The organism is Flavobacterium sp. C3NV (genome assembly GCF_046825355.2).
In the GTDB taxonomy this organism is placed as follows: domain Bacteria; phylum Bacteroidota; class Bacteroidia; order Flavobacteriales; family Flavobacteriaceae; genus Flavobacterium.
The window spans coordinates 291588-304109 of the sequence record NZ_JBKQBJ020000005.1 but is presented as its reverse complement, the minus strand read 5'-3'; the positions used below and the strand labels follow the sequence as shown (position 1 = coordinate 304109).

The following is a 12522-nucleotide window of genomic DNA, read 5'->3' as shown; positions in this document are numbered from 1 at the left end:
GCCCTCTATTGATTTAGCGTATACTTTTACGCTTTATTCAAAAAAATGGGATTTAAAAAACAAATACGTTTTCTACATAAATGGCTCGGATTAATTTCCGGGCTTATTGTTTTTATTATAAGTGTTACTGGTTGTATTTTTTGTTTTCATGACGAAATAAAAGACATTACCCGAAAAGAATGGCGATTGGTTGAACCTCAAAACAAGCCTTTTGTAATGCCATCGCTTTTACAGGAAAAAGCAAAAGAAATTCTTCCGGATTATAAACAATCAATGGTTTCTTTTTACGGAAAAAACAGATCTGCGATTGTTTACACCTATTCTGATACCGAAAACAGATATCTCTACTTTAATCCCTACACAGGAAAATATTTAAAAACCGAAGATCCAGCGACTGATTTTTTTATCATTGTTGAGTACATTCATTTGTATTTGCTTTTGCCGGATTATATCGGGAAACACATTATTGGCGGCGCAACAATTATTTTTATTCTTTTATTAATTTCGGGAATTATTCAATGGTGGCCAAAGCGAAGAAGTGATATCAAGCGAAGTTTCACCATAAAATGGTCTGCAAAATGGCGTCGTGTAAATTATGACTGGCACAACACTTCCGGATTTTATATTGCGATTATTGCTGCTATTATTGCCATTACAGGTTTAACTTTTACTTACGAATGGGTTGGAGACGGGATTTATAAAACCTTCAATTTTGGCGGAGATAAAGCTTTAGAAACAAAAGCGCCAGTAATTGACACTACCAAATTTGCGACTAACAAACTTATTGCTGTCGATCGTGCTTTTGTTGAAACCATGAAACTACAACCTGAAGCCGGAATGATTTTTATAACTTATCCTCTGCAAAAAGGAGACTTAATTAATACCGGTGCTTATCCTCATACCTTACGATACGATCATCAAAGCAATTATTACTTTCATCCGGGTGATGGTAAATTAATACAAAGCCAGCCTTTCGATAAAAAGAGTTTGGGCCTGCAAGTTGTCGAAATGAATTACGGAATTCATACCGGACAAATTTTAGATTTACCGGGAAAAATTATTGCTTTTATTATCAGCTTAATTGCGGCGGCTTTGCCTGTAACGGGTTTTGTAATTTGGTACGGAAGAAGAAATAAATCCTGTAAAAAAATAAAGGCATAAAAAAAATTAACCGCAAAGAACGCAAGTTTCATCTTATCATTATAATTACAAACGCAAAGTTCGCAAAGCTTTATAAATTATAGCTTTGCGAACTTTGCGTTTATATAAAATCTTATAAATAAAAAAACTTGCGTTCTTTGCGATTAAAATCATTAGCCAAACACAATATTTACTGATCCAAAAAAAACCGCTAATTAAAGCGGTTTTCTAAATTATTCGAAATAGTATTAATTTCTATTTGCTAAAGCATTTTTCTGCAAGTTTTTAACTGAAGTCACTTTGCTGTTTTCGTAAGCAACCTCGCAAAGGTTTTTTTCATTAAAGAAAATCCATTTTCCAGTTTTCAATCCGTCTGTGTATTCTCCTACGGCAACTTTATTTCCTTTTTCATCATAAGATACCCAAACTCCATCTAATTTACCATCTTTAAAAAAGCCTTCTTGTTGTACCTGACCATTTTCATGATAATAAGTAGCTTTTACTTTGTTTCCAACAGCTTCTAATTCTGGTTTTATCTCTTGTGCAACTAAAATTCCAGAGAACAATATTGCAACTAAAATTACACACTTTTTCATATTTTGAGGTTTTAATGTTATCAAATCGTTATCAAATATAATTAATTGTTTACATTAAAAAAACTTTTACTTAACAATTTGGTAACATTGAGTAAAAGCTTAACATTGAAAATTTACCTAAAACAAAAAAAACCAGCGCTGAAGCACTGGTTTTACTTGGTTTTTATCAAAAATATAAATTTACTATAACGTTATAATTTTCGTAATAAATTACTTCAATAATGAGTCTAATTGCGTTTGAAGTTCTGGAGATGAAGGTCTTGCAGCATCTGCGCTTAAAACATTTCCTTTTGGATCAACAATAATAAATCTCGGAATTCCGGTTACACCATAACTCGTTACAAACTCAGATTCCCAATCTTTATCGGCGAATAATTGAATTCCGCCTAAACTTTTATCTGTTACAAATTTTTTCCATTTTTCATTGTCTTTCAATTTATCAATCGAAATACTTACGAACTCAATATTTTTTCCATGATATTTTTCTTCAATTTTCTGCAAATACGGAATTTCAGCTCTACAAGGTGCACACCAGGTTGCCCAAAGATCGATGTAAACATATTTCCCCTTTAGATCAGAAAGTTTTGTTTTTCCCCCTTTAAAATTCTCATAGTCGAAATCAGGAGAAGGCTTTCCGGTAAATTTATTTGCTTTAGATGCACTTTCATAATTCCTAATAGCAAATTCATTAAAGCGTTCAAAATTACTTTTCATTGCAGTTACAAATTCGGCATCAAAAGATCCTTTCTCTAAACTTTCTTTATCTGTTTTATTCTTAGCCTCTAATATTACTGCAAATTCAGCCGGTTCTTTAGAATAAGCTTCCTCCAATTTTTCATTTCTTAAAGCTTGCTGTGCCAAAAAATTACTTTCTTCAACACCTTTACCTTTATACAAAATCGTTTCATCAAATTCTTTGGCATTCATCGTTAGATTAACCTCTGAATTTGGTTTTAGGTATAAACGAGAAGATTCTGTACCGTCAGAAAACACATAAAATCCTTTTGGTGCATCAAAATTGGCTGCAAAGACCTCTTTTTTATTAATCGGAATAATTTGTTTAAAATTATCCTTGCCCACAATCACTAAAGTATCGCTATTTCTATTGGTAATTTTAGCCGTAAATTTAATTTGATTTTTGGTTTGACCTATAACATTCAAAGCGCTAAAAATCAACAGACCAGTAACAAAAAGTTTGTTCATATAAATTAAAGTTTGTTTTAAGTGATTCAAATCTAAAGAAATTACAGCTTCAAAATTTAAGAATTAACAAAATATTTCAAATTATTGAGCATCTAGTGATCACTTTACTACATTAATTTGAATTTTGTGTTTACTTTTGCAGTCTAAAATTTTGATCATGTATAGAAGTCATAATTGTGGCGAGTTAAACGCCTCAAATATTAATACGGAAGTTACACTAGCGGGTTGGGTTCAAAAATCACGCGATAAAGGATTTATGAATTGGGTTGATTTACGCGACCGTTACGGAATTACACAACTTATTTTCGACGAAAGTCGTACTGATAAAACTGTTTTTGAACTAGCTAAAACGCTGGGTCGTGAATTTGTAATTCAGGTAAAAGGGACTGTTATTGAGCGTGAAGCTAAGAACAAGAACATACCAACTGGTGAGATCGAAATTTTAGTTACTGAATTAACGATCTTAAATGCAGCATTAACACCTCCATTTACTATTGAAGATGAAACTGATGGTGGAGAAGATATCAGAATGAAATATCGTTATTTAGACATTCGTAGAAATCCGGTAAAAAACAGTTTGCTTTTCCGTCACAAAGTGGCAATGGAAGTTCGTAAATATTTATCTGATTTAGATTTCTGCGAAGTTGAGACTCCTTACTTAATCAAATCGACTCCGGAAGGCGCTAGAGATTTCGTTGTACCAAGCCGTATGAACGAAGGTCAATTTTATGCTTTGCCACAATCACCACAAACTTTTAAACAATTATTGATGGTGGGCGGAATGGATAAATACTTCCAGATCGTAAAATGTTTCCGTGACGAAGATTTACGTGCAGACCGTCAGCCTGAGTTTACACAAATCGATTGCGAAATGGCATTTGTGGAGCAAGAAGATATTTTGAATGTTTTTGAAGGATTGACAAGACATTTACTAAAAGAAATTAAAGGTATCGAAGTAGATAAATTCCCTAGAATTACCTACGACTATGCTATGAAAACATATGGAAATGACAAACCGGACATTCGTTTTGGAATGGAGTTTGGTGAGTTAAACGAATTTGCACAACATAAAGATTTCCCTGTATTCAATGCTGCAGAATTAGTTGTTGGTATTGCAGTTCCCGGAGCAGGAAATTATACCCGTAAAGAAATCGACGGATTGATTGACTGGGTAAAACGTCCTCAAGTTGGTGCATCAGGAATGGTGTACGCAAAATGCAATGACGACGGAACTTTTAAATCATCTGTAGATAAATTTTATGATCAGGACGATTTAGGACAATGGGCAAAAATTACAGGAGCAAAACCTGGAGATATGATTTTTGTACTTTCGGGACCAGCTAATAAAACACGTGCTCAGCTTTCTGCACTTCGTATGGAATTAGCAACTCGTTTAGGATTGCGTAAACCAGAGGAATTCGCTCCGTTGTGGGTTGTAGATTTCCCGTTATTAGAACTTGATGAAGAAAGTGGACGTTATCATGCAATGCACCACCCATTTACATCTCCAAAACCAGAAGATATGGCTTTATTAGAAACTGAACCTGGAAAAGTTCGTGCTAATGCATATGATATGGTATTAAACGGAAATGAAATTGGAGGAGGATCTATTCGTATTCATGATAAAGCGACTCAACAATTAATGTTCAAATATTTAGGTTTTACCGAAGAAGAAGCAAAAGCACAATTTGGTTTCTTAATGGATGCTTTTCAATTTGGAGCACCACCTCACGGAGGTTTAGCATTTGGACTTGACAGATTGGTTGCTATTTTAGGAGGTCAGGAAACAATTAGAGATTTTATTGCTTTCCCAAAAAATAATTCAGGACGTGATGTAATGATCGATGCACCTGCTGCAATCGATGATGCTCAATTGAAAGAATTACACATCAAAATTGACACAATATAAATTCTTAGAATTTTAAAATTATATATGGCAGCTCAAAATTTAGCTGCCATTTTTTTTGATTTTCACCATTTTTTAACTCAAATTTAATAGTGTTTCAAACCAACAACATCAGTAATTACAACTATTCTGTCACATTTACACAGTTTTAAGGATCATCCTGTGCATAATATAAGAAAAATTTGTAAACTATAAGCTACTTTTTTAACTTTTATTCTTACAATTAATGATTCTTAAATAAATTACTTCCATATCAAAATTGATGCAATATAAATAGCGAAAACACTGTGAATCAATAATTTTTACAAAAAATTAACACCTTATTGTCTTTTGTATGAATTTATATATTACATTTGCTTCATTATAAATTATTATTACAATTACAATGCGTACAGGTACAGTAAAATTTTTCAATGAATCTAAAGGTTATGGATTCATTACAGACGAAGAAACAGGAAAAGATATCTTCGTTCACGCTTCAGGAATTAACGCGGAAGAATTACGCGAAGGTGACCGTGTAAGCTACGAAGAAGAAGAAGGAAGAAAAGGGAAAGTTGCTGCTAAAGTAGCAGTAATCTAAGAAAAATATAGCAATTTATTTTTTTTGCCTCTGAATGGTTTAAAAACGTTTCGATTTATTTCGAGACGTTTTTTTTTGCCCAAATCTTAAAAAAGTCTTAAAATACCCTACTATTATTTATAATGAATAAAAATTACAAATATTCACCCTTTTGTAACACACTTAAATCCTTTTTTAGCTTGTGATTTACAGAGTTGAAAGTTATCTTTGTGGCTTATTCTTTAAGTAAAAAACCTAAGATTATGCAATCTGATCAATACAATTACATTCCTATTTTAATGCAGTTCATTTTAGCTGTTGGTTTTGTGGTAGGAACAATTATTATTTCCGGAAAATTAGGCCCAAAAAGAAGCTCTGAAACCAAAGATAAAAACTTTGAGTGCGGTATCGAATCTGTTGGTAATGCACGTATCCCTTTTTCAGTAAAATACTTCCTAGTAGCCATTTTGTTTGTATTGTTCGATGTAGAGGTAATTTTCCTTTATCCTTGGGCAGTAAACTTTAAAGAATTAGGAGTAGAAGGAATGCTAAAGATGATCGTATTCATGTCACTTCTATTAGTAGGCTTTTTCTACATCATCAAGAAAAAAGCATTAGACTGGGAATAACACGATTTTAGATTTTAGATTGATGATTTTAGATTTAAGAATTAGCAAATGCCTGAGCTTAAATAAAACCACAATATAAAATTTAATTTCTTCGGATTAATATACTGATTTAAAAAATTGATTTTAATTTTTATGATTTCTCAAATCTAAAATCTAAAATCAGAAATCTAAAATAAAATGAGCAATTCAAATGTAAATATGGTTGCACCACCAGAAGGGGTTGTAGGAGAAGGTTTCTTCGCTACAAAACTTAACGATGTTGTAGGTTTAGCAAGAGCCAATTCATTATGGCCATTGCCTTTTGCAACTTCATGCTGTGGTATCGAATTCATGGCTACAATGGCTTCACACTACGATTTAGCACGATTTGGTTCTGAGCGTGTGAGTTTCTCTCCTCGTCAGGCTGATATGTTGCTTGTTATGGGAACTATTTCTAAAAAAATGGCCCCTATTTTAAGACAGGTTTACGAACAAATGTCTGAACCACGCTGGGTTATTGCTGTTGGAGCTTGTGCTTCATCAGGAGGAATCTTTGATACTTATTCTGTTTTACAAGGAATCGACAAAGTAATTCCTGTTGACGTTTATGTACCGGGATGCCCACCAAGACCAGAACAAATTGTTGATGGAGTAATGAGACTTCAGGAACTGGTAAAAAGCGAATCTGTTAGACGCAGAAGCTCTCCGGAATACCAAGAATTATTAGCTTCATATAATATTTCATAAGATGGCTTTAGAAAATACCCTGATACAAGATAAACTTACCGAAACATTTGATTCAAGTGTTTTTAATTTTCACGAGGAAAGAGATGTTTTTACATTAGAAACCAGCGCTGACAAAATCACAGCTTTGATTCTTTTTCTAAAAAATGATTCTGACCTTCGTTTTCACTTTTTAACTGATTTATGCGGAGTTCACTATCCGGATAACGAAACGGATCGTCAGTTTGCCATAGTATATCATTTACACAACTGGTACGAAAACAAAAGAATTAGAATTAAAGTATTCTTAAACGGTGAAAAACCAGAAATTAAAACCATTTCAAATATTTTCTTAAGTTCAAACTGGATGGAAAGAGAAACATACGACTTTTACGGAGTAAACTTTATTGGACACCCGCAATTGAAACGTATTTTGAATATGGATGAAATGGTGTCTTTTCCAATGCGAAAAGAATTCCCAATGGAAGACAGCGGAAGAACTGATAAAGATGACAGATTCTTTGGAAGAACAACAACAAATTGCTAAAAATAAATAATTCAACATTATAAAATGTCAGAACTATTATTACCACCAGAGCATCGTTATGCTAAAATAGTTAAGGATAAACTAAACGAAGACGGAAGCGAGCTTTCGGTACTGAATTTAGGCCCAACACACCCAGCCACTCACGGTATTTTTCAAAATATCCTGTTGATGGACGGTGAGAGAATTCTTGAAGCTGAACCAACTATTGGTTACATTCACAGAGCTTTTGAGAAAATCGCCGAAAATCGTCCTTTTTATCAAATCACACCTCTTACGGACCGTATGAACTATTGCTCCTCTCCTATCAATAATATGGGATGGTGGATGACTCTGGAGAAATTACTAAATATTGAAGTTCCTAAACGCGCTCAGTATTTAAGAGTTATCGTAATGGAATTGGCCCGTATTACGGATCACTTAATTTGTAACTCAATCTTAGGTGTTGATACTGGTGCTTATACTGGTTTCTTATATGTTTTTCAATTTAGAGAGAAAGTTTACGAGATTTACGAAGAAATTTGTGGTGCTCGTTTAACAACAAATATGGGAAGAATTGGTGGTTTCGAAAGAGATTGGTCACCAGAAGCTTTCCGCAAACTAGATGTATTTTTAAAAGAATTTCCTGTCGCATGGCAAGAATTTGAAAACTTATTCGAAAGAAACAGAATTTTCCTTGACAGAACCGTAGACGTAGGTGCAATCTCTGCAGAGCAAGCAATGGCTTACGGATTTACAGGTCCTAACTTACGTGCTGCCGGAGTTGATTATGATGTACGTGTAGCACACCCTTACTCTTCTTACGAAGATTTTGATTTTATTGTTCCTGTTGGAAAATCAGGAGATACTTACGATCGTTTCTGTGTTCGTAATGCAGAAGTTCGTGAAAGTTTAAGCATTATTCGTCAGGCTTTGGACAAAATGCCAGCCGGAAACGAATATCATGCAGAAGTTCCTGATTACTACCTTCCTCCAAAAGAAGATGTTTACACTTCTATGGAATCTCTAATTTATCACTTCAAAATTGTAATGGGAGAAGTTCCTGTACCAGTTGCAGAAGTGTATCATGCAGTTGAAGGCGGAAACGGAGAATTAGGATTTTATTTAGTTACAGACGGAAGCAGAACTCCATATAGATTACATTTTAGAAGACCTTGTTTTATTTATTACCAGGCATATCCTGAAATGATTAAAGGATCTTTACTTTCTGATGCGATTGTTATCTTATCAAGTTTAAATGTAATTGCAGGAGAATTAGACGCGTAAAAAATTTTAGATTGAAGATTTTAGATTTTAGATTGCATATAGCAAATTTTAGAATTTAGGTTGAAATCTAAACTTATATAGAATTGAAGAATTCAGATTGAAAAATCTAAAACTAAAAAAAGATTGCAGAATATAGATTTAAAGACAACAGATTTAAAAATCTAAAATCAGAAATCTAAAATCTAAAATTATAAGATTGCAGAATATGGATTAAGGACAAAGATTGGAAAAATCTAAAATCTAAAATCTAAAATCTAAAATTAAGAATGGAAAGAAAACATTACAAACAAGAAATAAATATGACCGAAGCATTGATCACCCGTATCAATGAATTAATCAGTCATTATCCTGAAGGCAAACAAAAATCAGCATTGTTGCCTGTTTTGCACGAAGTGCAGGATGCGCATAACAACTGGCTTAGCATTGAATTGCAAGATAAAGTTGCCGAAATTCTTCAGATAAAACCAATTGAAGTTTATGAAGTGGTTACTTTTTATACCATGTTCAACCAAAAACCAATTGGAAAATACATGTTCGAGTTTTGCCAGACTTCTTGTTGTTGTCTAAATGGTGCCGAAAATTTAATGGATTATACTTCTGAGAAACTAGGCATTAAAATGGGAGAAACAACTCCAGACGGAATGTTTACCATTGCCGGCGTAGAATGTTTAGGTGCCTGCGGATATGCTCCAATGTTACAATTAGGCGATTTCTACAAAGAAAAATTGACAGAAGATAAGATTGATCAGTTAATCGCTGATTGTAAAGATGATAAAATAATATTACACGATAAATAAAGTGGATAACAATCATTTAACATATTTCAAAATCGAAAATTTCAAGAAGTTTGACTCTCTTGAGGTAAATGATATTGGGCAATTTAATCTGATTGTTGGAGACAATAATGTTGGAAAAACATGTTTATTAGAAGCATTATTAATAGATGAAGACATTGACAAATGTATAGAGAACCTACATAACACTTTATGCAAAAGAAACTTACACATCCATCCATTAAGAATACATTCTAAAAATCCAGTTTTCCCAGAGAAAAACTATTTCGATTATCTAAAGAATAAAACTTCTAATAAGTTTATTACAATTAATTGGAAAAATGAAAAATCTTCTTTCAATTTTAAATTTGAAGATAAAAGAATTGAAGAATTAGAAGAACTTGATTTTGAAAAAGAAGTAAAAAATAATTATGATATAGGAAGACCAAATTTATGGATTAAAACTTATATAAATGATGAATATAATAATTTACAATTCATGTATTTAGATGATTTTAAAACCAAATTTAGTCATGGTTATCAACCTTTTATTAGTAAAGATGCAGGATTTAATATTGATGTCAATCGATATTATGCAGAAGAAATTGGTCTTGGGGATAATGAAATTATTAGTTCAGGTATAGACGATGATAGTTTTGTCAATTTGAAAGTAAAATCATTAAGCTATAATGACCAACAAGATTTTATAAAAACATTGTCTGTGTTTTTTGAAGATATAGAAAATGTTATGATAAAAAGTTATTTCGATAGAGATATTTTATCATTAAAATTAAAAAGAAATGAAGATTATGTTCCCATCACGTATTATGGAGATGGCGTAAATCAATATATTAGATACATTTTAGAAATCTATAAATGTAAAAGCAATAGAATAATGATTGATGAAATAGCAACTGGTATTCATTATTCTAAAATGGAAAGTTTTTGGATTAATATTTTTAAAATTTGTAAGGAATTAGAAGTACAACTATTTGCAACAACACATAGTCAAGAATGTACTGAAGCATTTGTAAAAGCTTCTGAAAATTTAGATATTGTTAATAATATCAGATTAATAAAGCTCGAAGAAAGCACAAAAAAAGAAAAAATTTATGTATCAACTTTTAATCATAATCAAATAAGTGCAGGGATAGAATCTAATGTCGAGTTAAGAGGCTAATGAAAAAGTACGATTTAAACAAAATATTTGTAGAAGGAAACAGCGATAAATTATTTCTTGATTTTCTTTTGAAATCATTTTTTAAAATTGATGATAAAGATTTAGTTGTTGATGTAAAAGGGAAAGATAAATTAATTGATCAACCGTTATTAATAGATGCTAGAAGAAAAGACGAAAGGGCTAAAAATTTAATTATTTTTGACACCGATTCTACAAGGATTAATGGAGGAAGAACAAATAGATTAAAAGAATTAAATGATATTCAACAGAATTTAGAAACAAAATTTGAAATATATTTACTCCCTTTTAATGATGAAAATGAAGGGATTTTAGAAAACTTACTAGATAGTTGTATAAATAGTAATTTTAATTTTTTTGACCCGTGTTGGAATGGAATGATAGATTGCATTAAAATGTCAAATAAAGAAAATTTAAATATTCCTGCACAGAAAGCATTTATATATTCTAAAATTGATTTGTTTAAAAATCAAAGAAGTATAAAATGGGACTATAAAGGTGCAACCACCTACAATTACGCAGATAATGAAATATGGGAAATAGATCCTAATAAAAATAAGGAAATAAAAAAATTGCTAGATTTCATAAATGATAATCTATTTAATGATTAAATAAATATGTCACAAAAAATATTATTAGATAAAATCAATATTCCAGGAATTAAAACCTACGAAGTATATCGCCAAAATGGTGGTTATGCATCTGTAGAAAAAGCCCTAAAAACCCTTACACCGGATGAAGTTACTGAAGAAGTAAAAAAATCTGGTCTTCGTGGTCGTGGAGGTGCAGGTTTCCCTGCCGGAATGAAATGGAGCTTTATTGATAAAAAATCTGGAAAACCAAGACACTTAGTTTGCAACGCCGACGAGTCTGAACCGGGAACTTTCAAGGATCGTTACTTGATGGAATTTATTCCTCACTTATTGATCGAAGGAATGATTACCTCAAGTTTTGCCTTAGGCGCTAATCTATCATATATCTACATTCGTGGAGAATATATGTGGGTTTTCAAAATATTAGAAAGAGCAATCGCCGAAGCTAAAGCTGCCGGTTGGTTAGGAAAAAATATATTAGGTACAGGTTACGATTTAGAGTTATATGTTCACTGTGGAGCTGGTGCTTATATTTGCGGAGAAGAAACTGCACTTATCGAGTCACTGGAAGGTAAAAGAGGAAATCCTCGTATTAAACCACCTTTCCCTGCAGTTTCAGGACTTTGGGCAAACCCAACAGTGGTAAATAATGTTGAGACTATCGCTACTGTGCCGTGGATTATCAACAATTCTGGTGATGATTATGCTAAAATTGGTATTGGTCGTTCAACAGGAACTAAATTAATCTCAGCTTCAGGACACATTAAAAATCCAGGAGTTTATGAAATTGAATTAGGTTTAAGCGTTGATGAATTCATGAATTCTGACGAATATTTAGGAGGAATGTCTTCCAGCCGACCTTTGAAAGCATTTGTACCGGGAGGATCTTCAGTGCCAATTTTACCAGCTGAATTAATTTTTAAAACAGCAAACGGAGAAGATCGATTAATGTCTTACGAATCTTTAAGTGATGGTGGTTTTGCTACCGGATCTATGTTAGGTTCAGGAGGATTTATCGTTTACAATGACACTGCTTGTGTCGTAAGAAACACCTGGAATTTTTCTCGTTTCTATCACCATGAATCTTGCGGACAATGTACACCTTGTCGTGAAGGTACAGGATGGTTAGAAAAAATATTATGGAGAATTGAAAACGGTCAGGGCCGTGAAGAGGATATCGAATTATTGTGGAGCATTCAAAGTAAAATTGAGGGTAACACGATTTGCCCACTTGGAGATGCAGCAGCATGGCCAGTAGCAGCGGCAATTCGTCACTTTAGAGATGAGTTTGAATATCACGTTCGTTTCCCTGAAAAAATAAAAAACAGAGATCACTTTGTTGCTGAACCTTTTTCGCAAGTAAAACATTTAGTAGGCAAACAAACAGTTTAAAAATAGTTTCAAGTTTCATGT

General features: G+C 32.6%; 13 protein-coding genes. 11 read left to right on the top strand and 2 right to left on the bottom strand.

Going from position 1 to position 12522, the window contains the following annotated elements; translation table 11 throughout:
- The first annotated feature begins 45 nt into the window (after window positions 1-45).
- Window positions 46-1161: a PepSY-associated TM helix domain-containing protein gene (locus ACIDC4_RS09945; RefSeq protein ID WP_412042664.1), complete on the top strand. Its 1116-nt coding sequence runs from the start codon at window positions 46-48 to the stop codon at window positions 1159-1161.
- A gap of 227 nt (window positions 1162-1388) precedes the next feature.
- Here the strand turns inward: ACIDC4_RS09945 and ACIDC4_RS09940 are convergent, their stop codons facing one another.
- Together ACIDC4_RS09940 and ACIDC4_RS09935 are read right to left on the bottom strand one after the other, a co-directional pair.
- On the bottom strand, window positions 1389-1736 hold the full coding sequence (locus tag ACIDC4_RS09940; RefSeq protein ID WP_230034469.1) for a toxin-antitoxin system YwqK family antitoxin: 348 nt from the start codon (window positions 1734-1736) through the stop codon (window positions 1389-1391).
- 210 nt (window positions 1737-1946) lie between these two features.
- Entirely contained in the window at window positions 1947-2939 is a 993-nt protein-coding gene (locus tag ACIDC4_RS09935; protein ID WP_412042665.1) for a TlpA family protein disulfide reductase, read from the bottom strand.
- Between the two features lie 157 nt (window positions 2940-3096).
- Between ACIDC4_RS09935 and aspS the strand changes: the two genes are divergently transcribed.
- The 10 genes from aspS (at window position 3097) to nuoF (ending at window position 12501) form a co-directional block, all read left to right on the top strand.
- Complete coding sequence (aspS, locus tag ACIDC4_RS09930) at window positions 3097-4848, top strand: aspartate--tRNA ligase (protein WP_412042666.1); 1752 nt, start codon at window positions 3097-3099, stop codon at window positions 4846-4848.
- A 382-nt stretch (window positions 4849-5230) separates the two neighbouring features.
- Window positions 5231-5425, top strand: a complete 195-nt coding sequence (locus ACIDC4_RS09925; RefSeq protein ID WP_007137066.1) for a cold-shock protein — start codon at window positions 5231-5233, stop codon at window positions 5423-5425.
- A 242-nt stretch (window positions 5426-5667) separates the two neighbouring features.
- Window positions 5668-6033, top strand: coding sequence for an NADH-quinone oxidoreductase subunit A (locus ACIDC4_RS09920; protein WP_194615179.1), 366 nt, complete (start codon window positions 5668-5670; stop codon window positions 6031-6033).
- A gap of 177 nt (window positions 6034-6210) precedes the next feature.
- The gene (locus tag ACIDC4_RS09915; RefSeq protein WP_065451598.1) at window positions 6211-6759 is read left to right on the top strand and encodes an NADH-quinone oxidoreductase subunit B; all 549 of its coding nucleotides are present in this window, start codon (window positions 6211-6213) and stop codon (window positions 6757-6759) included.
- A gap of 1 nt (window position 6760) precedes the next feature.
- Window positions 6761-7282 (top strand): NADH-quinone oxidoreductase subunit C, encoded by a 522-nt coding sequence (locus ACIDC4_RS09910; RefSeq protein ID WP_412042667.1) that lies wholly within the window; start codon window positions 6761-6763, stop codon window positions 7280-7282.
- Window positions 7283-7306: 24 nt separating this feature from the next.
- Window positions 7307-8545, top strand: coding sequence for an NADH-quinone oxidoreductase subunit D (locus ACIDC4_RS09905; protein ID WP_194615177.1), 1239 nt, complete (start codon window positions 7307-7309; stop codon window positions 8543-8545).
- 266 nt (window positions 8546-8811) lie between these two features.
- Complete coding sequence (locus ACIDC4_RS09900; RefSeq protein WP_173969066.1) at window positions 8812-9342, top strand: complex I 24 kDa subunit family protein; 531 nt, start codon at window positions 8812-8814, stop codon at window positions 9340-9342.
- 1 nt (window position 9343) lies between these two features.
- Window positions 9344-10498, top strand: coding sequence for an AAA family ATPase (locus ACIDC4_RS09895; protein ID WP_412042668.1), 1155 nt, complete (start codon window positions 9344-9346; stop codon window positions 10496-10498).
- Entirely contained in the window at window positions 10498-11127 is a 630-nt protein-coding gene (locus ACIDC4_RS09890) for a DUF3226 domain-containing protein (RefSeq protein WP_412042669.1), read from the top strand. Before ACIDC4_RS09895 ends, ACIDC4_RS09890 begins: the two co-directional genes overlap by 1 nt.
- A gap of 6 nt (window positions 11128-11133) precedes the next feature.
- Window positions 11134-12501 (top strand): NADH-quinone oxidoreductase subunit NuoF, encoded by a 1368-nt coding sequence (nuoF, locus tag ACIDC4_RS09885; protein ID WP_412042670.1) that lies wholly within the window; start codon window positions 11134-11136, stop codon window positions 12499-12501.
- The last annotated feature ends 21 nt before the right edge of the window (window positions 12502-12522 follow it).

Bases quoted from the DNA above. Each gene is read 5' to 3' on its own strand.
- ACIDC4_RS09945 (WP_412042664.1), top strand. From the start codon at position 46: ATGGGATTTAAAAAACAAATACGTTTTCTACATAAATGGCTCGGATTA.
- ACIDC4_RS09940 (WP_230034469.1), bottom strand. From the start codon at position 1,736: ATGAAAAAGTGTGTAATTTTAGTTGCAATATTGTTCTCTGGAATTTTA.
- ACIDC4_RS09935 (WP_412042665.1), bottom strand. From the start codon at position 2,939: ATGAACAAACTTTTTGTTACTGGTCTGTTGATTTTTAGCGCTTTGAAT.
- aspS (WP_412042666.1), top strand. From the start codon at position 3,097: ATGTATAGAAGTCATAATTGTGGCGAGTTAAACGCCTCAAATATTAAT.
- ACIDC4_RS09925 (WP_007137066.1), top strand. From the start codon at position 5,231: ATGCGTACAGGTACAGTAAAATTTTTCAATGAATCTAAAGGTTATGGA.
- ACIDC4_RS09920 (WP_194615179.1), top strand. From the start codon at position 5,668: ATGCAATCTGATCAATACAATTACATTCCTATTTTAATGCAGTTCATT.
- ACIDC4_RS09915 (WP_065451598.1), top strand. From the start codon at position 6,211: ATGAGCAATTCAAATGTAAATATGGTTGCACCACCAGAAGGGGTTGTA.
- ACIDC4_RS09910 (WP_412042667.1), top strand. From the start codon at position 6,761: ATGGCTTTAGAAAATACCCTGATACAAGATAAACTTACCGAAACATTT.
- ACIDC4_RS09905 (WP_194615177.1), top strand. From the start codon at position 7,307: ATGTCAGAACTATTATTACCACCAGAGCATCGTTATGCTAAAATAGTT.
- ACIDC4_RS09900 (WP_173969066.1), top strand. From the start codon at position 8,812: ATGGAAAGAAAACATTACAAACAAGAAATAAATATGACCGAAGCATTG.
- ACIDC4_RS09890 (WP_412042669.1), top strand. From the start codon at position 10,498: ATGAAAAAGTACGATTTAAACAAAATATTTGTAGAAGGAAACAGCGAT.
- nuoF (WP_412042670.1), top strand. From the start codon at position 11,134: ATGTCACAAAAAATATTATTAGATAAAATCAATATTCCAGGAATTAAA.